Genomic DNA, 22,882 nt, shown 5'->3' with positions numbered 1-22,882 from the left:
TGATGGCCGAAAAGAGCTGAGCCCCACATCAGGAGCACATCGATGGCCACGACCGAACACCCTCCCAGTACCGGTCGCCTGCGCGCCTGGATGCTGGAGGGCCTGGCCGACATGGGCAAGAGCGGTGGCCACACCGGACCGCATGCCCAGCCCGAGCCCCCGCACAAGGGGCAGCGCTGGTGGCGGGTCATGTGCCTGACGGGTGTCGACTACTTCTCCACCCTCGGCTATCAGCCGGGCATCGCGGCGCTCGCCGCCGGTCTGGTCTCCCCCATCGCGACCATCGTGCTGGTGCTCGTCACCCTGGCGGGCGCGCTGCCGGTCTACCGGCGGGTGGCCGAGGAGAGCCCGCACGGCGAGGGCTCCATCGCCATGCTGGAGCGGCTGCTGTCCTTCTGGAAGGGCAAGCTGTTCGTGCTGACCCTGCTCGGGTTCGCGGCCACCGACTTCCTGATCACCATCACCCTGTCCGCGGCCGACGCCTCCACCCACCTGGTGGAGAACCCGCATCTGACGCACGCCCTCCAGGGCAAGCAGATGCTGATCACGCTGCTGCTGGTGGCGCTGCTCGGCGCGGTGTTCCTCAAGGGCTTCCTGGAGGCGATCGGCGTCGCGTTCGCGCTGGTGGGTGTCTATCTCGCGCTCAACCTGGTCGTCGTGGCCGTCGGCCTGTACCACGTCATCACGGCGGAGCACGTGGTCACGGACTGGACCAACGCGCTGACCGTGCAGCACGGGAACATCTTCGTGATGATCGGCGTGGCCCTGATCGTCTTCCCGAAACTCGCCCTCGGTCTGTCCGGATTCGAGACCGGCGTCGCCGTCATGCCGCATGTGAAGGGCGACCCGGGCGACACCGAGGAGCACCCCACCGGCCGGATCCGGGACGCGAAGAAGCTGCTGACGACCGCCGCCGTCATCATGAGCTGCTTCCTGATCACCAGTAGCTTCATCACGACCCTGCTGATCCCGGAGAAGGACTTCCAGCCGGGCGGCCCGGCCAACGGGCGTGCCCTCGCCTATCTCGCGCACCAGTACCTCGGCGGCGCCTTCGGCACGGTCTACGACGTCTCGACGATCGCCATCCTCTGGTTCGCCGGCGCGTCCGCCATGGCGGGCCTGCTCAATCTGATGCCGCGCTATCTGCCCCGGTACGGCATGGCGCCGCACTGGGCGCGCGCGGTGCGTCCGATGGTCATCGTCTTCACGCTGGTCGCGTTCCTGGTGACCTGGATCTTCGACGCCAACGTGGACAAGCAGGGCGGCGCGTACGCCACCGGTGTGCTGGTGCTGATCAGCTCCGCGGCGATCGCGGTGACCATCGCGGCGCGCAAGGCGGGACAGCGCCGCTGGACCATCGGCTTCGCCGTGATCTCGGTGGTGTTCCTGTACACGACGGTCGTCAATGTCATCGAGCGTCCGGACGGTGTGAAGATCGGTGCCTGCTTCATCGTCGGCATCATCCTGGTCTCGCTGCTGTCCCGGCTGGCCCGCGCCTTCGAGCTGCGCGTGACCAGCGTGACGCTCGATCCACTGGCGGAACGTTTCATCAGGGACATGGCCAGCCGGAAGATGCGGTTCATCGCGAACGAGCCGGGGCACCGGGACAAGGCCGAGTACCGCGACAAGATCGAGCAGATCCGCGCCGACAACGACATGCCGGAGCAGGAGGACTTCGTCTTCGTCGAGGTCACGGTCACCGACCCGTCGGAGTTCGAGGCGGGCCTGACCGTGCGCGGCGAGGTCCTGCACGAGCGCTACCGGGTGCTGACGCTGGAGTCGGCGTCCATCCCGAACGCCCTGGCGGCGCTGCTGCTCCATGTCCGCGATGTCACCGGCTGCACCCCGCACATCTACTTCGAGTGGACCGAGGGCAGTCCGTTCGCCAACTTCCTGCGGTTCTTCCTCTTCGGTCAGGGCGAGGTCGCGCCGGTCACCCGGGAGGTGCTGCGCGAGGCGGAGCCCGACCGGGACCGCAGGCCGCGTGTGCACACGGGCTGAGCAGCGCCCTATCGTTCTCCGCATGCAGTCCTACACGATCGGCCAGGCGGCGCGGCTGCTCGGCGTCAGCCCGGACACCGCCCGCCGCTGGGCCGACGCGGGCCGGGTGGCCACCCATCGCGACGAGGCGGGGCGGCGGCTGATCGACGGCCGCGACCTCGCCGCGTTCTCCGTCGAACTGGCCAAGGGCGGCAGCGGCGAGGAGGAGACCTCCCGCACCTCCGTGCGCAACGCCTTCCCCGGCATCGTCACCGCCATCAAACTCGGCGACGTCGCCGCCCAGGTCGAGATCCAGGCGGGCCCGCACCGACTGGTCTCCCTGCTGACCCGCGAGGCGGTGGAGGAACTCGGCCTGGAGGTCGGCGTGGAGGCAACGGCCCGGGTCAAGTCGACAAACGTCCATATCGACCGCGTCTGACCATCTCCCGTACCGGCCCGGTCGGGGGCTCGGCCCGGCTCGGTCGGCCCGCTCGGCCTGGATGACTCGGTCGCCTCCGTGTCGGCCCGGTCGGGCTCGCTCGGCCCGGATGGATCACTCGGCTCCGTCGACTCGGACAGCCCTGTCGGGCCCCGGCGGATCGGACCGCCCCACCACCTCAGGGCCCGCGCATTCGGCGGCGGCCCCACATCCCGGCCCGCCCAGCACTCGCCCCCTCCCCGCCCGGCCGCCCCCGCCTCACGGAACCGCCGCCACCTCCGCCGGCGCGCACCGGTAGCTCCCGTCCACTCGGATCGCTGTGACTCCGCTGATGTGGCGGGCTCCGCAGCGGTCCTGGGGCAGGACCAACTGGGGGCCGGCCGCGTCCAGGGGGGTGTCGTCGATGCTCACGCCCAACAGGACGGGCGCGTCGGCGAAGTCCGGGTCGATCTCGGCCCAGGACAGCAGCGCGTGGTGACCGTCGGTACCGGTGACGGCGATCAGGAAGCGCAGCCGGTCCTTGCGGCGCGCCGGGTCGAAGCCGGGTCCCGCGTCGACGAGGACGTCGTACAGCCGCGGCCCCGTGAAGCGGTGGTGCTGCGTGCCGCTGGTCGCGCACTCGAAGCTGACGGCCACCCGGTGCTGTGGCCAGCGCAGCAGGTCCGGCACGGTCAGCCGGGAAGGGCGTACGAGATCTCCGCTCAGGGCGAGCCGGGCGAGTGTCACCTGCGACCACCTCCGGCAGGACGGTACCCGCGGCAGCGCACCGTACAAACGCACATGCCAGCCACACCGCGCATGATCCCAGCTCATGCGATGCGACAAGGGACTTACACCTGGCAGATGCGGCAGTATCATCGCGGCACGGCAGGTTCGTACAACCGTGCCAGGGCGCGACAGTCGTTCCGCACAACACGAGGAGCAGAACCGTGATGACCCCTTCCGTACGCCGGACCCGGCGGATGCTTGAGCTGGCCGGCGCGGGAGCCGCCGTCCTGTTGACCCTCAGCGCCTGCTCGTCGTCCTCCGGGTCCTCGAACACGGCGTCGGACGCGTCGGGTTCCGCCTCCCCCAAGCTGTCCGGCACGGTCACCGTGTTCGCCGCCGCCTCGCTCCAGGAGAGCTTCACCGCCCTCGGCAAGGAGTTCGAGCAGCAGCACCCGGGCACCAAGGTCACCTTCAGCTTCGGCGGCAGCGACACCCTCGCCGCGAGCATCACCGGCGGCGCCCCGGCCGATGTCTTCGCCGCCGCCAGCCCCAAGACCATGGCCACCGTGACGGACGCCAAGGACGCGGCCGGCGCTCCGGAGACCTTCGTACGCAATCAGCTGGAGATCGCCACCCTGCCCGGCAACCCCGGCAAGGTCGCCTCCCTGAAGGACCTCACCAAGCCCGGTCTGAAGGTCGTCCTGTGCGACAAGACCGTGCCCTGCGGCGCCGCCGCCCAGAAGGCGCTGGACGCAAGCCACCTCAAGCTCACCCCCGTCTCCTACGAGCAGGACGTCAAGAGCGCCCTGAACAAGGTCGAGCTGAAGGAGGCCGACGCCGCGGTGGTGTACAAGACCGATGTGCACGCCGCGGGTGACAAGGTGGAGGGCGTGGAGTTCCCCGAGTCCGCCAAGGCCGTCAACGACTACCCGATCGCCCTGCTGAAGAACGCCAAGAACGCGGAGACCGCGAAGGCGTTCATCGCCCTCGTGCGGTCCGCCGAGGGCCAGAAGGTGCTGGGCGAGGCCGGGTTCCTCAAGCCGTGACCTCACCCGATGAGCCCGGCGCCGCGGCCGGTCCCCGCACGGACCGGCCGCGGCGCCGCCGTGCCGGGAAGGGCGAGAGCGGGGGTACGACGCCCCGCCGTATCCGCGCGGCCGGTCGCCGCGGTGTCCCGCTGCCCCTCCTGCTGCCCGGCGTCCTGGCCCTCGTCTTCCTCCTGCTGCCGCTGCTCGCGCTGCTCGTCCGCGCCCCCTGGCGGAGCCTGCCGGACCAGCTGACCAGCACCGAGGTGTGGCAGGCGCTCCAGCTGTCGCTGGTCAGCGCCACCCTGGCGACCGCCGTCAGCCTCGTCCTCGGCGTGCCGCTGGCCTGGCTGCTGGCCCGTACCGAATTCCCCGGGCGCGGTCTGGTGCGCGCCCTGGTGACCCTGCCGCTGGTGCTGCCGCCGGTCGTCGGCGGTGTGGCCCTGCTGCTCGCGCTGGGCCGCAACGGCGTCATCGGCAAGTGGCTCGACGCCTGGTTCGGGATCACCCTGCCGTTCACCACCACCGCGGTGGTGCTCGCGGAGGCGTTCGTCGCGATGCCGTTCCTGGTGATCAGCGTGGAGGGCACCCTGCGCGCCGCCGACCCCCGTTTCGAGGAGGCGGCCACCACGCTCGGCGCCTCCCGCTTCACCGCGTTCCGCCGGGTCACGCTGCCGCTGATCGCGCCCGGCGTCGCGGCGGGCGCCGTACTGGCCTGGGCACGGGCGCTCGGCGAGTTCGGCGCCACGATCACCTTCGCCGGCAACTTCCCCGGCCGCACCCAGACCATGCCCCTCGCGGTCTACCTCGCCCTCCAGAACGACCCCGAGGCCGCGATCTCGCTGAGCCTGGTTCTGCTGGCCGTCTCCATCGCGGTGCTGGCGGGACTGCGCGACCGCTGGCTGACGGGGGTGTGACATGGCGGGAGGACGGCGGACCACATCCACAGAGCAGTCACGGCCGAAGGATCCCGCACGCATGACCGACGCCCGGAACCCCGGCGCCCAGGGTCCCGACGCCCAGGACCCGGAAGGGGCGGACCGGCAGGGGCTCGACGCCCGGCTCGTCGTGGACCGGGGCGGCTTCCGGCTGGACGTGGCCCTGACGGCGGCGCCCGGTGACGTGGTCGCGCTGCTGGGCCCCAACGGCGCGGGCAAGACCACCGCGCTGCGCGTCCTCGCCGGTCTGGTGCCGCTCAGCGGGGGCCATCTCCGGCTCGACGGCGTCCCGTTGGAGCGGGTGGCGCCGGAGTCCCGCCCGGTCGGCGTCGTCTTCCAGGACTACCTCCTCTTCCCGCATCTGTCCGCGCTGGACAACGTGGCGTTCGGGCCGCGCTGCCAGGGCCGGGGCAAGGCGGAGGCCCGTGCGCTGGCCGCGGCCTGGCTGGAACGCATGGGGCTCGCCGAGCACGCGGGCGCGAAGCCGCGCCGGCTGTCCGGGGGCCAGGCCCAGCGCGTGGCCCTCGCCCGCGCCCTGGCCACCCGGCCCCGGCTGCTCCTCCTGGACGAGCCGCTGGCCGCCCTCGACGCCCGTACCCGGCTGGAGGTCCGCGCCCAACTCCGGCGCCATCTGGCCGAGTTCGAGGCGGTCGCCGTCCTCGTCACCCACGATCCGCTGGACGCCATGGTGCTCGCGGACCGCCTGGTGGTGGTGGAGCACGGCCGGATCGTCCAGGAGGGCGCCCCCGCCGACATCGCCCGCCGTCCGCGCACGGACTACATCGCCCAGCTCGTCGGTCTGAACCTCTACCGTGGCGAGGCCGCGGGCCACACGGTACGACTGGACGCCGGGCCCTCGATCACCACCACCGAGGAGCTGTCCGGACCGGCCTTCGTGGCCTTTTCGCCCTCGGCCGTGACCCTCTTCCGGGACCGGCCCACCGGGGCCAGCGCCCGTAATCTGTGGCGCTGCGAGGTGGCCGGCCTGGAGACGCACGGCGACCAGATCCGCGCCGATCTCACCGGTGAGCTGCCGCTCGCCGCCGACCTCACCACGGTGGCCGCCGCCGACCTGGAGCTCCAGCCCGGTGCACCGGTCTGGGCGACAGTCAAAGCGACCCAGACCCACGCATACCCCGCCTGAGCCGACGGGCGCTCTACGGTGGGTGCCCATGACCCTGAGCATCCGCAACCAGCTCCCCGGCAGCGTCACCGCGGTCCACCCGGGCGAGGCCATGGCCACCGTCGAGGTCCGGCTGGAGGGCGGCCAGAACCTCACCGCGGCCATCACCCTGGCGGCCGCCGAGGACCTGGCCCTCGCCCCCGGCACCCCGGTGCGCGCCCTGGTGAAGTCGACCGAGGTCTCCGTCGCCACGGCCCAGATCGACGGCCTGTCGATCCGCAACCAGCTGCCCGGCACGGTGGTCGGCCTGACCACCGGCGCCGTCATGGCGACCGTGCGGATCTCCGTCCCGGGCGGCGAGGTGACCGCCGCGATCACCCGGGACGCGGCCATCCAGCTGGGCCTGTTCGTGGGCTCCGACGTGGTCGCCCTGATCAAGGCGACCGAGGTGGCCCTGGAGACGGCGTAGGGCGACCGGGTCGTCCAGGCGGGATGTCCCCGCCGTCCCCCTACCGGCGGCCGAGGCACCCCTACTCACCCCCTCCGGACGCCCGAGGGCCCCGCCCGGACATCCGGACGGGGCCCTCGGGGCACGGCTGCGGCGCGGTCAGTCCTCGTACGCGTCCAGCGGCGGGCAGGAGCAGACCAGGTTGCGGTCGCCGAAGGCCTGGTCGATGCGGCGCACCGGCGGCCAGTACTTGTCGGCCACCGAGACCCCGGCCGGGAAGACGGCCTCCTCGCGGCTGTAGGCGTGCGTCCACTCGCCGCCGAGCGCGCCCGCGGTGTGCGGGGCGTTGTGCAGCGGGTTGTCCTCGGCGGGCCACTCGCCGGAGCCGACCTTCTCGATCTCCGCGCGGATCGCGATCATCGCGTCGCAGAACCGGTCCAGCTCGATGATGTCCTCCGACTCGGTCGGCTCGATCATCAGCGTGCCGGCCACCGGGAACGACATGGTCGGGGCGTGGAAGCCGTAGTCGATCAGGCGCTTGGCCACGTCGTCCACGCTGACGCCGGTCGCCTTGGTCAGCGGGCGCAGGTCGATGATGCACTCGTGCGCGACCAGGCCGCCGGGGCCGGTGTAGAGCACCGGGAAGTGCGGCTCCAGGCGCTTGGCGATGTAGTTCGCGGAGAGCACGGCCACCTGGGTGGCCCGCTTGAGCCCCTCGCCGCCCATCAGCCGGACGTACGCCCAGGAGATCGGCAGGATGCCGGCCGAGCCCCACGGCGCCGCCGAGACCGGGCCGACGCCCGTCTCCGGGCCGGCCGCCGGCTGGAGCGGGTGGTTGGGCAGGTACGGCGCGAGGTGCGAGCGGACCGCGACCGGACCGACGCCGGGGCCGCCGCCGCCGTGCGGGATGCAGAAGGTCTTGTGCAGGTTCAGGTGCGAGACGTCGCCGCCGAAGTGGCCCGGCTTGGCGAGGCCGACCAGGGCGTTCAGGTTGGCGCCGTCGACGTACACCTGGCCGCCCGCCTCGTGCACCTGGGCGCAGATGTCGGCGACGTGCTCCTCGAACACACCGTGCGTGGACGGGTAGGTGATCATCAGCACGGCCAGCTGCTCGCGGTGCTGCTCGATCTTGGCCCGCAGGTCCTCGACGTCGATCTCGCCGTCCTCGGACGTCTTGACGACGACGACCTTCATGCCGGCCATCACGGCGCTGGCCGCGTTGGTGCCGTGCGCGGAGGACGGGATGAGGCAGACGGTGCGCTGCTCGTCGCCGTTGGCGCGGTGGTAGCCGCGGACGGCCAGCAGACCGGCCAGCTCGCCCTGGGAGCCGGCGTTCGGCTGCAAGGAGACCTTGTCGTAGCCGGTGACCTCGGCGAGGCGGTCCTCCAGCTCATGGATGAGCGTGAGGAAGCCTTCGACCTGCTCGGCGGGCGCGAAGGGGTGCAGCGCGCCGAACTCGGGCCAGGTGATGGGCTCCATCTCGGTGGTCGCGTTGAGCTTCATGGTGCAGGAGCCCAGCGGGATCATGCCGCGGTCGAGCGCGTAGTCGCGGTCGGACAGCTTGCGCAGGTAGCGCAGCATCGCGGTCTCGGAGCGGTGCTGGTGGAAGACCGGGTGGGCGAGGAACTCGTCGCCGCGCAGCAGCGCCTCGGGCAGCGCGTCCTCGGTGGCCGCGTCCAGCGCCGCCAGATCGGCCTCGACGCCGAAGGCGGCCCAGACGCTCTCCAGCTGCGCCCGCGTGGTGGTCTCGTCGCAGGCCAGGGAGACGTGGTCGGCGTCGGCCAGGTGCAGGTTGACGCCCTTGTCCCGGGCGGCGGCGACGATCTCGGCGGCCTTGCCGGGCACGTGCGTGGTGATGGTGTCGAAGAAGGCGCCGTGCGTGATCTCGATGCCGCCGGCCTTCAGGCCCTCGGCGAGCAGCGTCGCGTAGCGGTGGGTGCGCCGGGCGATCGTCCGAAGACCCTCGGGGCCGTGGTAGACGGCGTACATGCCGGCCATGACGGCGAGCAGCACCTGCGCGGTACAGATGTTGCTGGTGGCCTTCTCACGGCGGATGTGCTGCTCACGGGTCTGGAGGGCCAGCCGGTACGCCTTGTTGCCGTCGGCGTCGACGGACACGCCGACCAGGCGGCCGGGCAGGCTGCGGGCGAACTTCTCGTGCACCGCCATGTAGCCGGCGTGCGGGCCGCCGAAGCCCATCGGGACGCCGAAGCGCTGGGTGGTGCCGATGGCGATGTCGGCGCCCAGCTCGCCCGGGGAGGTCAGCAGGGTGAGGGCGAGGAGATCGGCGGCGACGGTGACGAGCGCGCCCAGCTCGTGCGCCTGCTCGATCACCGGCTTGATGTCGCGTACGGCACCGGAGGCACCGGGGTACTGGACCAGCACGCCGTTGATGTCACGGGCGGCGACGTCGGCCGGGATGCCCGCGCTCAGGTCGGCGACGACGACCTCGACGCCGGTCGGCTCGGCGCGGGTCTGGATGACGGCGATGGTCTGCGGCAGGGCGTCCGCGTCGACCAGGAAGAGACCCTTCTTGTTCTTGCCCATGCGCCGGGACAGCGCCATGGCCTCGGCGGCGGCCGTGCCCTCGTCCAGGAGGGAGGCGCCGGAGGTGGGCAGACCGGTGAGGTCGGCGACCATGGTCTGGAAGTTCAGCAGGGCTTCCAGGCGGCCCTGGGAGATCTCCGGCTGGTAGGGCGTGTAGGCCGTGTACCAGGCCGGGTTCTCCAGGACGTTGCGCAGGATGACCGGCGGGGTGAAGGTGCCGTGGTAACCCAGGCCGATCATGGAGCCGAGGACCTGGTTGCGGTCGGCGAGCGAGCGCAGCTCGGCCAGCACCTCGGCCTCGGTGCGGGCGCCCGGCAGGTCGAGGGCGTCGGCGTTCTTGATCACATCCGGGACCGCGGCGGCGGTCAGCTCGTCCAGGGAGCCGTAGCCGACCTGGGCGAGCATCTTGGCCCGCGCCTCCTGGTCGGGCCCGATGTGGCGCTGTTCGAAGGGGATGCCCGCTTCGAGCTCGGAGAGCGGAATGCGATGGGCGGTCATTGCGGAGGCCTCCTGGTCTGACGACCTTCGAAGGGCACCACGGCGCGGGTGCCCGGACGGCCTCCCCCTCTGTCATCTCAACCTGAGAGCTTCACCGGCACCTTGACGGCGCCGGCTTTCACCGTCGGTGAGAGCGGAAGCCGTCGACGCCCGCCCTGCTTTCCAGAGTGACCTCGTCCATGCGGTACGTGAGCCTGAGAGATTCCGGGGAGGATTTGCTCCTTCGGCGCCTCCGAGGTGGGTCGGAGGACTCTCCCGCACGGGGTCAGCAGCCGCAATCAGCCTACCAGCGAGGTCAACGGCCGGATTCTCAAGTGGCCGCCGCAGTGAATGTGCTCTTTCGTAGTGCTTACGGATGAGTTGCGACCAGTTGGAGGGAGAGGGGCCGTGGAGACCGACATCGATCCGCGCAACCTGATCGGCCGCAAGGCGTTCGACCGCAATGGCACCAAGATCGGCACCATCGACGAGGTGTACCTGGACGACGCCACCGGTGTCCCCGAGTGGGCGGCCATACGCACCGGCCTCTTCTCCCGCGACGCGTTCGTCCCCCTGGAGCCGAGCGAGCTCGTCGAGGGCACCCTCCATGTCCCCTTCGACCGCTCCCTGATCAAGGACGCCCCCGACTTCGGCGTGGGCCGCCACCTCTCCCCCGAGCAGGAACTCCAGCTCTACCACCACTACGGCCTCGATGTGACCCCGGACGCCGCCGCTGACCACAACTTCGGCAAGCTGGCGGGCTCGGAGGAGACATAGCCCCGGGCGACAGGGGCGGGCAGGATCAGGGAGCGGGTGCCGTGACGACCAGGGGCAGCGGGTCCGCAGGCTCCAGCGCGGGGTCCGTGACCAGGAAGGTGCGTATCCGCCCCGGCGGCGACTGAGGGGTCTCGAAGCGCACCGTCACCCGGCCCACCCCGCTCCCCTGCACCCACCCGTGCCCGTGCTCCGCGTGCCGCACGTCCTGGCCGGCCCGCCAGTGCGGCAGCACCGGCTCCCGGGGCACCGCGACCGGCTCTGCCGCGGCCTCCTCCGGCACCGGTTCCGCCCGCGAGGACGCCTGGGCGAACAGGTCCTCCTGGGTGTAGTCGGCGAGCCCGGAGACGCCGACACCGAGCAGTCGCACCCCGCCCGTGGTGTCCACGGACTCCAGCAACCGCTCGGCGGCCTCCCGTACGACCGCCGGATCGTCCGTGGGGCCCCGCAGAGTCTCGGAGCGGGTCAGCGTCGAGAAGTCGTACCGCCGCACCTTCAGTACGATCGTCCGCCCGGACAGCCCGGCCTCGCGCAGCCGTCGCACACAGCGGTCCGCCAGCCTCCGCACCTCAAGGCCGATCCGCGGCCGGTCATGGATGTCCACGTCATACGTGTCCTCCACCGACACGGACTTGGCCTCCCGCTCGGCCACCACCGGCCGCTCGTCCCGCGCCAGCGCCATCGCGTACAGCGCCTGGCCATGGGCCTTGCCGAGCAGTCGTACGAGTTCGTCCTCGCCCGCCTCGGCCAGTTCGTCGACCGTCGTGATCCCGACGCGCCGCAGATGGTCGCCGGTGGCCGGGCCCACCCCGGGCAGGGTCCGCACCGGCAGCGGCCCCAGCAGCGCCCGCTCGGTGCCCGGCTCGATGAGCACCAGGCCGTCCGGCTTGGCCTGCTCGGAGGCGATCTTCGCGAGCATCTTGGACGCGGCGAGCCCCACCGAGCCGGTGAGCCCCGTGACCGTACGGATGTCCGCGCGCAGTCGCAGGCCCGCGCGCCGCGCCGATTCCGCGTCCTCCGCCGCGCCCGAGGCCGCCAGATCCACGAACGCCTCGTCCAGGCTCAGCGGCTCCACCAGCGGTGACAGCTCCCGCAGCAGCGTCATCACCTGCTCGCTGACCGCCCGGTACAGACTGAAGCGCGGCACCAGATACGCCGCGTTGGGCGCCAGCCGCCGCGCCTGGGCCATCGGCATCGCCGAGTGCACCCCGAAGGCCCGCGCCTCGTACGACGCCGTGGCCACCACGCCGCGCGGTCCGAGGCCGCCCACCACGACCGCTTTCCCGCGCAGGCTCGGCTTGGATGCCTGCTCCACCGAGGCGTAGAAGGCATCCATGTCGAGATGCAGGATCGTGGGCGCGTTTCTCACATCTCCGATGCTGCACCACGGCACTGACAATCCGGCGGCGCCCGGCGGCCCGTCGGGTCAGAGCCGGTTCAGACCGCCCGGTTGCGGCGCCGCGCCAGTTCGTCCGCCGGGTTGTGCCCGACCAGCGTCTCGCCCGTGTCGATGCGCTCGCCGTGCAGCTGGGACAGGGCGTTGTCCACGTCCCGCCACACCACGCCGACCGCGATCCCGAAGATGCCCTGGCCGCCCTGGAGAAGCGCGTGCACCTCGTCGGGCGAGGTGCATTCGTACACGGTCGCGCCGTCGCTCATGAGCGTCATGCGCTCCAGGTCGCAAAAACCGCGCTCCCGGAGGTGCCGCACGGCCGACCGGATGTTCTGGAGCGAGACCCCGGTGTCCAGGAGCCGCTTGACGATCTTCAGGACCACGACGTCCCGGAAGCTGTACAACCGCTGGGTGCCCGATCCGTACGCGGGCCGCACGCTCGGCTCGACCAGACCCGTACGCGCCCAGTAGTCGAGCTGTCGATAGGTGATGCCGGCCGCCGCGCAGGCCGTGGGCCCGCGATAGCCGATCTCCTCGGACGTCATGGACGCCGCCCCTTCGCCGCCCGGCACCGCCGTCGGCCGCTGCGGAGCGTGATCCACCGCGCTGCTGTGAACCGGGTACGGACCGCTCTCCCCGAAACCGCGCACGGGAGCACCCCCAGCCGTACCGTCGCCGCTGGTTCTCACGCCGACCTCCGTCCTTGACCTGCCTTCTCGACGGTAGGCAGTCACCAGGGGTGCGTCAACGATCGCCACACTCGGCACGCCGAGTGATAATCACCCAAGGAGTGGTTTCCCGTGTCCCACCGCGGGGAAAGGCTAGCCGAATGCCCTCGCGGAGACCCGTAGGACGCTCTCAATCGCCGGTGGCAATTGCCCCGGGAACCGGCCGCGAAAGGCCACGGACCGACCCCCGAAAGCCCCGGCCGCGCAGGCCAGGGCCCCCTATGAGCCGCTCTCGGGCGCCGACCGCCTACTGGCTGCTGGTGCCGAAGTCCTCGGGCGAGATCTGGTCGAGGAACTCGCGGAACTTCTCCACCTCGTCCTCCTGCTCGTCCGGGATGGCGATTCCGGCGTCGTCCAGCACCGTGTCACTGCCGTAGATCGGCGTGCCGGTGCGCAGGGCCAGCGCTATGGCATCGGAGGGACGGGCGCTGACCTCGACCCCGCTGGCGAACACCAGTTCCGCGTAGAAGACGCCTTCCCGCAGATCGGTGATGCGTACTTCGGTCAGCTCCTGGCCGACGGCCTCCAGCACGTCCTTGAACAGGTCGTGGGTCAGCGGCCTGGCCGGGGCCATGCCCTGCTGGGCGAAGGCGATCGCCGTCGCCTCCCCCGGCCCGATCCAGATGGGGAGGTAACGGTCGCCTCCCACTTCGCGCAGGAGCACGATCGGTTGGTTGGAGGGCATTTCGACCCGGACACCTACGACATCGAGCTCGTTCACACAGCAACCCTAGGCCGTGCCCGGGACGTTTGGGTAGTCGGGCCCTGAGTGGCCGCCCGATCCGGCCCCCACCGGCCTGCCCCCGGATCAGGGAAGACGCACTCCGAGGGCGGTCTTCAGGAGGGCCGCGTGCAGCTTCGTGGTGAGCGCCGCCAGCTCTTTCGTACGGGCCTCGGCGAGCGCCCTGGTCTGCGGATTGCGGTGGCGCTTGAGCGGGGCCACCACCTGCTCGACCAGCCCGGCCTCCCGGTCGACGGCCGCCTTCATCACCCGCAGATGGCGGGGCTCGATCCCGAAGTGCCCCAGCTCGGCAACGAGGGCGGCCACGGTGACCGCCTCCGCGTCGTACGTCCCGTCCGCCAGGGGCACCAGGAGTCCGTACGACTCCCACTCCTCCAGCTCGGCCTCGCCGATGTCCGCGGCGGCCAGCAGCTCGGACCGGCCGACCCGGGCCACGGTGGGCGCCTCCTGCACCTCCAGGACATCCTCCCCGGTGCGCTGGCGCCCCACCACGGGCAGCGGGACGGCCTCGCCGCGCTCCATGGCGTCCAGATGCTCGCGGATCACCTTGAGCGGCAGATAGTGGTCCCGCTGCATTCTCAGGACATGTCCGAGCCGCTCCAGGTCACCGGGGCTGAACTTGCGGTACCCCGAAGGGGTCCGCTGGGGCTCGATGAGCCCCTCCGCCTCCAGGAAACGGATCTTGGAGATGGTGACTTCGGGGAACTCCTCGCGCAGCGCGTTCAGCACCGCCCCGATGCTCATCAACCCGCTGTCCCTGGCGGCGGTACCGCTTCCGGCACCGCCGCTCGGTGTGTGAAGCATGGACCTTCCCTGGGTTACCCCCGGAACGCGTCCGGGGGCGGGTCAGATGCCCTGCCGGCTCGGGTAGAACACCAGCCGGTACTTGCCGATCTGCACCTCGTCACCGCTGTGCAGGGCGACCTGGTCGATCGGCTCACGGTTGACGTACGTGCCGTTCAGGCTGCCGACGTCGGCGACGGTGAACGAACCGTCCGGCGAGCGGCGGAACTCCACATGGCGACGCGAGACGGTCACGTCATCCAGGAAGATGTCGCTCTGCGGATGACGGCCGGCCGTGGTCAGGTCACCGTCGAGCAGGAAGCGGCTGCCCGAGTTCGGGCCACGGCGCACCACCAGCAGGGCCGAGCCCGCCGGGAGCGCGTCCACCGCGGCCTGCGCCTCGGGCGACAGCAGCGGCATCGGCGTCTGGCCGGTCGCCTCCGCGTCGTAGGCCTCAAGACCGGAGATCGAGATCGTGGACGTCGTCTCGGACGCGCGCTCGGGCACGGCTCCGGGACGCAGCGGCGCACCGCAGTTGGAACAGAAGCGGGCGTTCTCCGCGTTGCGGTTACCGCACCTCGTACACACCAGGACCGACATGGACGGATCCTCCTGCCGCGGCTGCCCCGCCGGGGCATTGGACGCGTACGGGCCGGGAGCAAACTCTCCACCCGTACTTGAGGTTGACGGTTGCCCGAAACCTATGCCGCGGGACTGGGCAGGGTCAACTGACGGCGCGCCCTGGCCTCCCGAAATGTCACCGCCCGGACCAGCCACCTGGTCCCGGAACAGCGGCCGCTGACCTTGTGCGTCAGGCTGTGCGCGATGACGAGCGGTCGCGTTGTCGCCGCCCTCTCGCGCGCTCTTGCCGAACCACTTCGCAAACAACTTCACGGGCGATTCCCCTTGACCGAAACAGACCCGCCCGTGGGGCAGGACGAACCCTGATTGCCGACACCGGCCGACCCGGACACCCTCACAACGTCCGTGCCCACCAGACAGTTTCCACCACGCGTCACCTCGTCGGTGCGCCGACCCCCCGCAACCTCATGCCCCTGCCCGACCGCCCCCATGCACCGCCGGTTCACTGGGAGGACGACCGAGCGTAGTCAGGCTGCTTCGCCTGCCGCAAGGCGTCCACGACGACCTTGCCCGACTGTGCGACGGAGACCGTGGCCTGCTCCTTCTCCAGAGTCTGCACCACGCCTCCCGGGATGTTCAGCGCCGGCTCCAGATCCTGCGGTTTGCCGATGACCTTGAAACGATAAGGGGCGTTGATCTTGTTCCCGTCCACGCTCACGCTCTTGCCCGCGTCCGCGAAGTAGGTGTTGGCCACCACGCGCACGCCGTTGACCTGGATCGCCTCCGCGCCGGCCGCGCGCAGCTCCTGGATGGTGTCGAGCAGCATGTCCGACTGGACCGTCCCCTTCGTGTCCTCGATCGTCATGGTGATGCCGGGACCCTGAGCCGCCACGGTGCCCGCCAGAATGCCGAGTTGCCGTTCCTTCTCGGCGGTCTGCTTGCGTGCCTCCGCGGCCTGGTCGGAACTGCTCTGGAGCTCCGACCGCTGCTTCTCGAGTCCCTGCCTCTCGTCCTCAAGACGCTGAGTACGCGAATCCAGTTCATCCAGGATGCGAACAAGATCTTCTTGGCGTGCGCCGCGCAGCGCGCTGTCGGTGTCGCTGTTGGACGCCACCTGGACGGCCAGGCCGAAACCGAGGCCGAACAGGAGCAGCGCGACGATGAGTTGGGGCCGGGTAAGGCGCGGCGGCCACAGCCCCTTGACGAGTCGCTGACGGCCGGTAAGCGACCCCTCGGGGCGCGGCACGGGCCGCTGCCCCGCCCCGGGCGCCGGAGCGGGCACCTCGGCCGGCAGTTCTTTGCGCAGCTGATTGCCCGGCCGGGCAGCGTGCTCGCCGTGCGCGTGTTCGTGGTGCGCGTGCTCGTGGTGCTCGCTGTCGCTGTGCTGGTTGTCGCTCATCGCCTCACGCCCGGAAGACGTGCCGCCGGATCGCGGCGGCGTTGGAGAAGATGCGGATACCGAGGACGACCACGACGCCCGTGGACAGCTGGGCGCCCACGCCCAACTTGTCGCCCAGGAAAACGATCAGGGCCGCCACGACCACGTTCGACAGGAACGACACGACGAAGACCTTGTCGTCGAAAATGCCGTCCAGCATGGCCCGCAGACCGCCGAAGACGGCGTCCAGCGCCGCCACGACGGCGATCGGCAGATAAGGCTCCACGACCGCCGGAACCTCGGGCCGGACCAACAGGCCGGCCACGACTCCCACGACGAGGCCCAGTACGGCGATCACGATTTGCCCTTCTCCGTCTTCTCGGTGTTCTTGCTGCTCTTGGCGTTCTTGCTGTTCTTGGCGTCGGCGCTGTCGGGGACCGGCTGCGCCGTGCGGACGATCACACTCGGCGCGGCGGGCAACCGGACGTCGTGCTCGGTGGAGATGGTGGCGCGGATGCCGTAGTTCTGCTCCAGGGCGTGCAGATACAGCCCGTCGCCGCTGTTCTGGAAGTCGCTGCTCAGCCGGGGTCCGTTCCCCACCGCCAGCACGGTGTACGGCGGCACGAGCGGCCTGTTGTCGACCAGGATCGCGTCTCCGGCGGCCCTGATCGCCGACAGGGCGGTCAGCCGCTGCCCATTGACGGAGACGGCCTCGGCGCCGGACGCCCACAGCCCGTTGGCCACGCGCTGGAGATCACGGTCGCGCACCCGGCCGGTGTCGGAGAACCCCGCGGTCTCCCGCGGATTGGTGCCGTCACCGCCGGTGCTGGCCTCCTTGGCGTCGTTCACCACCAGCTTGATGCCGGGACCGTGCACCTCGGTGGCGCCCGACAGCATGCCCACCAGGTCCGCCTCGGCACTGCCTCCGCTCGACCTCAGCGCCGCCCGCTGACGCGCGCTGACGTCGTCGCGCAGCTTGTCGACGCCGCTCTGGAGCTTGTCCGCGTCGGCGGTCTCCTTGTCGACGCGGTCGATCAGCTCCTGGTGCTCCTTGGCCACCACGGGCGCCGCCACCCGCGCCTGCGCCGCTCCCACGGTCACGACCAGCGCCGCGAGGACGAGACCGCCCGCGAGGCCCAGCTTCGCCCTGAGGGTCTTCGGCAGTCCGCCCTCGCCCCAGGACTGCTTCCGGGCGGCGGCCTCGGCGTACCCGTCGTCAAGGCTGTGGTCCATGACGTTGGTGATCAACGACATGGAGGCGTCCGGACGGCGCGGCCGCGCGGCGCTGCTCCGAACGGGGGGTTGCTGCGGCATGCCGCACATCGTCGCATGTCGCGCGCGATACTCCGAATGGCCCCACCGACGTGCCGGACAGACCCCCTTGGGGGGCACTTGTCCGGCATCCACGCATGCGGCGGTGCCACCGTCCTGACCAGCGCGGGACGGCGCCGCCCCGAAGCGCTCCGGAGCCGCTTCGAAGGTCCGCGGCGGGGCCCGGGGGCCCTTCAGCGGCCTTCGAGGCGGCTCCGGAGCGGCCTTGCGGGAGCCGTCGTACGGCCTACCGGCCGGCGCTGTCCACGACGCCCGACCACTCGTCCAGCAGGGCCTGCGCGGAGGCGTCGTCCGGGCCCTCGGCCCACAGATGGGTGACCGCCTCGGCCGGGTCGGGCAGCACCATCACCCAGCGCCCGTCGGACTCCACGACCCGTACGCCGTCGGTGGTGTCGACCGAGCGATCCCCGGCCTCCTCCACCACCCGGCGCATCACGAGCCCCTTGACGGCCCACGGCGTCGCCAGGTCCCGCTTGAGGACATGCGCCCGCGGGATCCGCGCGTCGATCTGGCTCAGGGTGAGCTGGGTGCGCGCCACGAGACCGATCAGCCGGACGAACGCGGCCGTGCCGTCGAACACGCTGCCGAACTCGGGGACGATGAATCCGCCCTTGCCGTCACCGCCGAAGATGGTGCCCTCCTCACCACCCACACGAGTGAGGTCGTCCGGCGAGGTCGTCGTCCACTCGACCTGGGTGCCGTGGTAGGCGGCCACCTGTTCGGCGATACGGGTCGTGGTGACCGGCAGCGCCACCCGGCCGCTGCGCCGCTCCGCGGCCACCAGGTCCAGCATCACCAGCAGCGCCCGGTCGTCCTCGATGATCCGGCCCTTCTCGTCCACGAGCGACAGCCGCTCGCCGACGGGGTCGAAACGCACACCGAACGCGGCGCCCGAGGACGCGACGATCTCGCCGAGGCGCACCAGACCGCTGCGCCGCATCTCGGCGGTCTCGGTGGGCCTGGACTCGTCGAGGCCCGGGTTGATGGTCAGGGAGTCCACCCCGAGCTTGCCCAGCAGGCTGGGCAGCACCAGCCCCGCGCTTCCGTTGGAGGCGTCCACGACGACCTTCATGCCGGATTCGGCGATCCCGCTGGTGTCGACATTGCGCAGCAGCGATCCGGTGTACGAGTCGAAGACGCTGGACGGGAAGTACAGGTCACCGATCTCGCCGGGGAACGCCCGCCGGTACTCCTGGCGCGCGAACACCCGGTCCAGCTTCCGCTGCCCGCCCTGGGACAGGTCGGCGCCCTGTCCGTCGAAGAACATGATGTCGACCGAGTCCGGGATGCCGGGGGTGGTCCGGATCATGATGCCGCCGGCGCTGCCCCGCGCGGTCTGCTGCCGGGCCACGGGCAGCGGCACGTTCTCCAGGTCGCGTACGTCGATGGCGCTCGCCTGCAACGCCGAGATGACCGCGCGCTTGAGTGCCCGGGCGCCTCGGGAGTGGTCACGGGCCGTGGTGACCGTGGAGCCCTTCTTGAGCGTGGTCGCGTACGCGCCGGCGAGGCGGACGGCCAGCTCGGGTGTGATCTCCACGTTCAGGATGCCGGAGACCCCGCGGGCGCCGAAGAGATGCGCCTGGCCCCTGGACTCCCAGATGACCGAGGTGTTGACGAAGGCGCCGGCCTCGATGGTCTTGAAGGGGTAGACCCGCACATTGCCCTGGACGATCGATTCCTCGCCGATCAGGCATTCGTCGCCGATGACCGCGCCGTCCTCGATCCGGGCGGCCCGCATGATGTCGGTGTTCTTGCCGACGACGCAGCCGCGCAGATTGCTGTGCTGGCCGACATAGACGTTGTCGTGGACGACCGCCTTGTGCAGGAAGGCGCCGCTCTTGACGACGACGTTCGAGCCGACGACGGAGTCCTCGCGTATCTCGGCGCCGGCCTCGACCTTGGCGTAGTCGCCGATGTAGAGCGGTCCGCGCAGTACGGCGTCGGGGTGCACCTCGGCGCCCTCGGCCACCCATACGCCCGGGGAGATCTCGAATCCGTCGATGTCGACGTTGACCTTGCGCTCCAGGACGTCGGCCTGGGCCTTGACGTAGCTCTCGTGCGTGCCGACGTCCTCCCAGTAGCCCTCGGCGACAAAGCCGTAGATCGGCTTGCCCTCCTTCATCAGCTGCGGGAAGACATCGCCGGACCAGTCGACCGGAACATCGGGTTCTACGTAGTTGAAGACTTCGGGCTCCATCACATAGATGCCCGTGTTGACGGTGTCGGAGAAGACCTGTCCCCAGGTCGGCTTCTCCAGGAAGCGTTCGACCTTGCCTTCCTCGTCCACGATGGTGATGCCGAATTCCAGGGGGTTGGGCACACGGGTCAGACAGACCGTGACGAGCGCGCCCTTCTCCTTGTGGAAATTGATCAGCTCCGTGAGGTCGAAGTCGGTCAGGGCATCACCGGAGATGACGAGGAAGGCATCGTCCTTCAATGCCTCTTCGGCGTTCTTGACGCTTCCGGCGGTACCGAGTGGCTTCTCCTCATTGGCGTAGGTGAGCTCCATACCGAGCTCTTCGCCGTCACCGAAGTAGTTCTTGACGAGCGAGGCAAGGAACTGCACGGTGACAACGGTCTCGGTGAGCCCGTGCCTTTTGAGCAGCCGTAGCACATGCTCCATGATCGGGCGGTTCACCACGGGCAGGAGCGGCTTGGGCATGCTCGAGGTCATGGGGCGAAGGCGGGTGCCTTCGCCTCCAGCCATCACGACGGCCTTCATGTCGGAAGCGTCCTCCTCTGAGAGACGACGGTCTAGCCGACTTCACCCGTCCAGATTGTCCCGCACTTTTGCACGACGGGCCATCGAGGCGTTAGGGCAGGACAATCGCCGAGCTCAATCGGCCGTGGCGTCCGCACGGACCAATCGGCGGACTTGTACCACGTAGAGCACTCCTGCCCACCAATAGAGCGTTGTACCCCAACCAGCGAACGCCCATCCGAAAACAGCGGCCAGTGACGCGATCCAACCACTGCCGTCACTGAGGAGCAGGAGCGGGAAGGCGTACATGAGGTTGAACGTGGCTGCCTTCCCGAGGAAGTTGACCTGGGGCGGCGGGTACCCGTGCCGGCGGAGGATGCCCACCATCACGAGGAGCATCAGCTCCCGGGCGAGCAGCAGGGCGGTCAGCCAGACCGGGAGGATCTCCCGCCAGGTGAGGCCGAGCAGCGTGGAGAGCACGTACAGCCGGTCGGCGGCCGGGTCGAGAAGCCGGCCCAGGCTGCTGATCTGGTTCCAGCGCCGGGCGAGCTTGCCGTCCAGGTAGTCGCTGACTCCGCTGAAGGCCAGCACGAGCAGGGCCCAGCCATCGCTCTTGGGTCCCCCGAACTCCGGCCTGAGGATCAACCACAGGAACACGGGCACGCCGACGAGCCGCGCCATGCTGAGGATGTTGGGGATGGTGAGGACCCGGTCTGTCTGGACACGGGTCTCCTGGACCTCCACCCGGGGGCCTCCTGTGGGAAAACGAGCCAACGATGCTCCCTGACTTTACCCCAACGCAAAAAAGCTCCGGCTCTCGGGCTGATGCCCAAGAGCCGGAGCTGTAAAAGGAGTTCGGCGGCGTCCTACTCTCCCACAGGGTCCCCCCTGCAGTACCATCGGCGCTGAAAGGCTTAGCTTCCGGGTTCGGAATGTAACCGGGCGTTTCCCTAACGCTATAACCACCGAAACACTATGAAACTATCAACCAGCAAATGGTTGTTCGTGGTTTCAGAACCAACACAGTGGACGCGAGCAACTGAGGACAAGCCCTCGGCCTATTAGTACCGGTCACCTCCACCAGTTACCTGGCTTCCAGATCCGGCCTATCAACCCAGTCGTCTACTGGGAGCCTTACCCCATCAAGTGGGTGGGAGTCCTCATCTCGAAGCAGGCTTCCCGCTTAGATGCTTTCAGCGGTTATCCCTCCCGAACGTAGCCAACCAGCCATGCCCTTGGCAGAACAACTGGCACACCAGAGGTTCGTCCGTCCCGGTCCTCTCGTACTAGGGACAGCCCTTCTCAAGACTCCTACGCGCACAGCGGATAGGGACCGAACTGTCTCACGACGTTCTAAACCCAGCTCGCGTACCGCTTTAATGGGCGAACAGCCCAACCCTTGGGACCGACTCCAGCCCCAGGATGCGACGAGCCGACATCGAGGTGCCAAACCATCCCGTCGATATGGACTCTTGGGGAAGATCAGCCTGTTATCCCCGGGGTACCTTTTATCCGTTGAGCGACGGCGCTTCCACAAGCCACCGCCGGATCACTAGTCCCGACTTTCGTCCCTGCTCGACCCGTCGGTCTCACAGTCAAGCTCCCTTGTGCACTTACACTCAACACCTGATTACCAACCAGGCTGAGGGAACCTTTGGGCGCCTCCGTTACCCTTTAGGAGGCAACCGCCCCAGTTAAACTACCCATCAGACACTGTCCCTGATCCGGATCACGGACCCAGGTTAGACATCCAGCACGACCAGACTGGTATTTCAACGACGACTCCACCCACACTGGCGTATGAGCTTCAAAGTCTCCCAGCTATCCTACACAAGCCGAACCGAACACCAATATCAAACTGTAGTAAAGGTCCCGGGGTCTTTCCGTCCTGCTGCGCGAAACGAGCATCTTTACTCGTAGTGCAATTTCACCGGGCCTATGGTTGAGACAGTCGAGAAGTCGTTACGCCATTCGTGCAGGTCGGAACTTACCCGACAAGGAATTTCGCTACCTTAGGATGGTTATAGTTACCACCGCCGTTTACTGGCGCTTAAGTTCTCAGCTTCGCCCCACCGAAATGGAGCTAACCGGTCCCCTTAACGTTCCAGCACCGGGCAGGCGTCAGTCCGTATACATCGCCTTACGGCTTCGCACGGACCTGTGTTTTTAGTAAACAGTCGCTTCTCGCTGGTCTCTGCGGCCACCCCCAGCTCGAACAGCAAGTGTTCTCACCAGGTGTGGCCCCCCTTCTCCCGAAGTTACGGGGGCATTTTGCCGAGTTCCTTAACCATAGTTCACCCGAACGCCTCGGTATTCTCTACCTGACCACCTGAGTCGGTTTAGGGTACGGGCCGCCATGAAACTCGCTAGAGGCTTTTCTCGACAGCATAGGATCATCCACTTCACCACAATCGGCTCGGCATCAGGTCTCAGACACAAGGTGTGCGGATTTACCTACACACCGTCCTACACCCTTACCCCGGGACAACCACCGCCCGGGATGGACTACCTTCCTGCGTCACCCCATCACTCACCTACTAACCGCTTGGTTCAGCGGCTCCACCACTCCCCTCAACTCCGAAGAGATCAGGGCGGCTTCACGGCCTTAGCATCACGATGCTCGATGTTTGACGCTTCACAGCGGGTACCGGAATATCAACCGGTTATCCATCGACTACGCCTGTCGGCCTCGCCTTAGGTCCCGACTTACCCTGGGCAGATCAGCTTGACCCAGGAACCCTTAGTCAATCGGCGCACACGTTTCTCACGTGTGTATCGCTACTC

18 protein-coding genes, 2 rRNA genes, 1 pseudogene and 1 riboswitch (1 of these 22 cut by a window edge) are annotated in these 22,882 nt (G+C 69.3%); of the genes and pseudogenes, 7 read left to right on the top strand and 14 right to left on the bottom strand.

Features of this window, described 5'->3' with window-relative positions:
- The first annotated feature begins 42 nt into the window (after nt 1-42).
- Together HEP81_RS31980 and HEP81_RS31975 are read left to right on the top strand one after the other, a co-directional pair.
- Entirely contained in the window at nt 43-2,001 is a 1,959-nt protein-coding gene (locus tag HEP81_RS31980; protein WP_037658131.1) for an APC family permease, read from the top strand.
- A gap of 22 nt (nt 2,002-2,023) precedes the next feature.
- Complete coding sequence (locus HEP81_RS31975) at nt 2,024-2,419, top strand: TOBE domain-containing protein (protein WP_037658132.1); 396 nt, start codon at nt 2,024-2,026, stop codon at nt 2,417-2,419.
- A 258-nt stretch (nt 2,420-2,677) separates the two neighbouring features.
- On the opposite strand, the gene HEP81_RS31970 is transcribed toward HEP81_RS31975, so the two are convergent.
- On the bottom strand, nt 2,678-3,145 hold the full coding sequence (locus HEP81_RS31970; RefSeq protein ID WP_037658134.1) for a molybdopterin-dependent oxidoreductase: 468 nt from the start codon (nt 3,143-3,145) through the stop codon (nt 2,678-2,680).
- A 206-nt stretch (nt 3,146-3,351) separates the two neighbouring features.
- On the opposite strand from HEP81_RS31970, the gene modA reads away from it, so the two are divergent.
- The 4 genes from modA to HEP81_RS31950 all read left to right on the top strand — a co-directional run bounded on the left by modA (nt 3,352) and on the right by HEP81_RS31950 (nt 6,682).
- Nucleotides 3,352-4,173, top strand: coding sequence for a molybdate ABC transporter substrate-binding protein (gene modA / locus HEP81_RS31965; RefSeq protein WP_037658136.1), 822 nt, complete (start codon nt 3,352-3,354; stop codon nt 4,171-4,173).
- Nucleotides 4,170-5,069 (top strand): molybdate ABC transporter permease subunit, encoded by a 900-nt coding sequence (gene modB / locus HEP81_RS31960; RefSeq protein WP_037658139.1) that lies wholly within the window; start codon nt 4,170-4,172, stop codon nt 5,067-5,069. The genes modA and modB overlap by 4 nt, the downstream gene beginning before the upstream one ends.
- 61 nt (nt 5,070-5,130) lie before the next feature.
- Nucleotides 5,131-6,234 (top strand): ABC transporter ATP-binding protein, encoded by a 1,104-nt coding sequence (locus HEP81_RS31955; RefSeq protein WP_037658141.1) that lies wholly within the window; start codon nt 5,131-5,133, stop codon nt 6,232-6,234.
- A gap of 28 nt (nt 6,235-6,262) precedes the next feature.
- Nucleotides 6,263-6,682 (top strand): TOBE domain-containing protein, encoded by a 420-nt coding sequence (locus tag HEP81_RS31950; RefSeq protein WP_037658142.1) that lies wholly within the window; start codon nt 6,263-6,265, stop codon nt 6,680-6,682.
- Nucleotides 6,683-6,820: 138 nt separating this feature from the next.
- Here HEP81_RS31950 and gcvP read toward each other — a convergent pair whose 3' ends face one another.
- The gene (gene gcvP / locus HEP81_RS31945; protein ID WP_037658143.1) at nt 6,821-9,706 is read right to left on the bottom strand and encodes an aminomethyl-transferring glycine dehydrogenase; all 2,886 of its coding nucleotides are present in this window, start codon (nt 9,704-9,706) and stop codon (nt 6,821-6,823) included.
- A 172-nt stretch (nt 9,707-9,878) separates the two neighbouring features.
- Nucleotides 9,879-9,974, bottom strand: a riboswitch (glycine riboswitch).
- 119 nt (nt 9,975-10,093) lie between these two features.
- Between gcvP and HEP81_RS31940 the strand changes: the two genes are divergently transcribed.
- The gene (locus HEP81_RS31940; protein ID WP_037658145.1) at nt 10,094-10,462 is read left to right on the top strand and encodes a PRC-barrel domain-containing protein; all 369 of its coding nucleotides are present in this window, start codon (nt 10,094-10,096) and stop codon (nt 10,460-10,462) included.
- On the opposite strand, the pseudogene HEP81_RS31935 reads toward HEP81_RS31940, so the two are convergent.
- The 12 genes and pseudogenes from HEP81_RS31935 to HEP81_RS31880 all read right to left on the bottom strand — a co-directional run.
- A pseudogene (locus HEP81_RS31935) lies at nt 10,387-11,828 on the bottom strand (DNA polymerase IV). The gene HEP81_RS31940 and the pseudogene HEP81_RS31935 sit on opposite strands and share 76 nt — an antisense overlap.
- Nucleotides 11,829-11,896: 68 nt before the next feature.
- Complete coding sequence (locus HEP81_RS31930; RefSeq protein ID WP_078967490.1) at nt 11,897-12,541, bottom strand: MerR family transcriptional regulator; 645 nt, start codon at nt 12,539-12,541, stop codon at nt 11,897-11,899.
- A 286-nt stretch (nt 12,542-12,827) separates the two neighbouring features.
- On the bottom strand, nt 12,828-13,301 hold the full coding sequence (locus HEP81_RS31925) for a bifunctional nuclease family protein (protein WP_026253112.1): 474 nt from the start codon (nt 13,299-13,301) through the stop codon (nt 12,828-12,830).
- A gap of 87 nt (nt 13,302-13,388) precedes the next feature.
- Nucleotides 13,389-14,126, bottom strand: a complete 738-nt coding sequence (gene ftsR, locus HEP81_RS31920; protein WP_037658148.1) for a transcriptional regulator FtsR — start codon at nt 14,124-14,126, stop codon at nt 13,389-13,391.
- Between the two features lie 42 nt (nt 14,127-14,168).
- Nucleotides 14,169-14,999 carry an FHA domain-containing protein gene (locus HEP81_RS31915; RefSeq protein ID WP_182786934.1) on the bottom strand — a complete coding sequence of 277 codons (831 nt, stop codon included), beginning with the start codon at nt 14,997-14,999 and terminating at the stop codon, nt 14,169-14,171.
- 190 nt (nt 15,000-15,189) lie between these two features.
- On the bottom strand, nt 15,190-16,086 hold the full coding sequence (locus HEP81_RS31910) for a DUF881 domain-containing protein (RefSeq protein ID WP_051850311.1): 897 nt from the start codon (nt 16,084-16,086) through the stop codon (nt 15,190-15,192).
- 4 nt (nt 16,087-16,090) lie between these two features.
- Entirely contained in the window at nt 16,091-16,423 is a 333-nt protein-coding gene (locus tag HEP81_RS31905) for a small basic family protein (RefSeq protein ID WP_003988855.1), read from the bottom strand.
- Nucleotides 16,420-17,319: a DUF881 domain-containing protein gene (locus HEP81_RS31900; protein WP_037658152.1), complete on the bottom strand. Its 900-nt coding sequence runs from the start codon at nt 17,317-17,319 to the stop codon at nt 16,420-16,422. Before HEP81_RS31900 ends, HEP81_RS31905 begins: the two co-directional genes overlap by 4 nt.
- 304 nt (nt 17,320-17,623) lie before the next feature.
- Nucleotides 17,624-20,119: a mannose-1-phosphate guanyltransferase gene (locus tag HEP81_RS31895; RefSeq protein WP_037658154.1), complete on the bottom strand. Its 2,496-nt coding sequence runs from the start codon at nt 20,117-20,119 to the stop codon at nt 17,624-17,626.
- Nucleotides 20,120-20,233: 114 nt separating this feature from the next.
- Nucleotides 20,234-20,842, bottom strand: a complete 609-nt coding sequence (gene clsA / locus HEP81_RS31890) for a cardiolipin synthase ClsA (RefSeq protein WP_037658156.1) — start codon at nt 20,840-20,842, stop codon at nt 20,234-20,236.
- 109 nt (nt 20,843-20,951) lie between these two features.
- Nucleotides 20,952-21,068, bottom strand: a 5S ribosomal RNA gene (rrf, locus tag HEP81_RS31885).
- Nucleotides 21,069-21,139: 71 nt separating this feature from the next.
- A 23S ribosomal RNA gene (locus HEP81_RS31880) occupies nt 21,140-22,882 on the bottom strand (it continues 1,377 nt past the right edge of the window).

The sequence above is a fragment of the Streptomyces griseofuscus genome (assembly GCF_014673495.1).
Classification (GTDB): Bacteria; Actinomycetota; Actinomycetes; order Streptomycetales; family Streptomycetaceae; genus Streptomyces; species Streptomyces murinus.
Note: the sequence above shows the minus strand (reverse complement) of the source record. Positions and strands in the feature narration are given on the sequence as shown.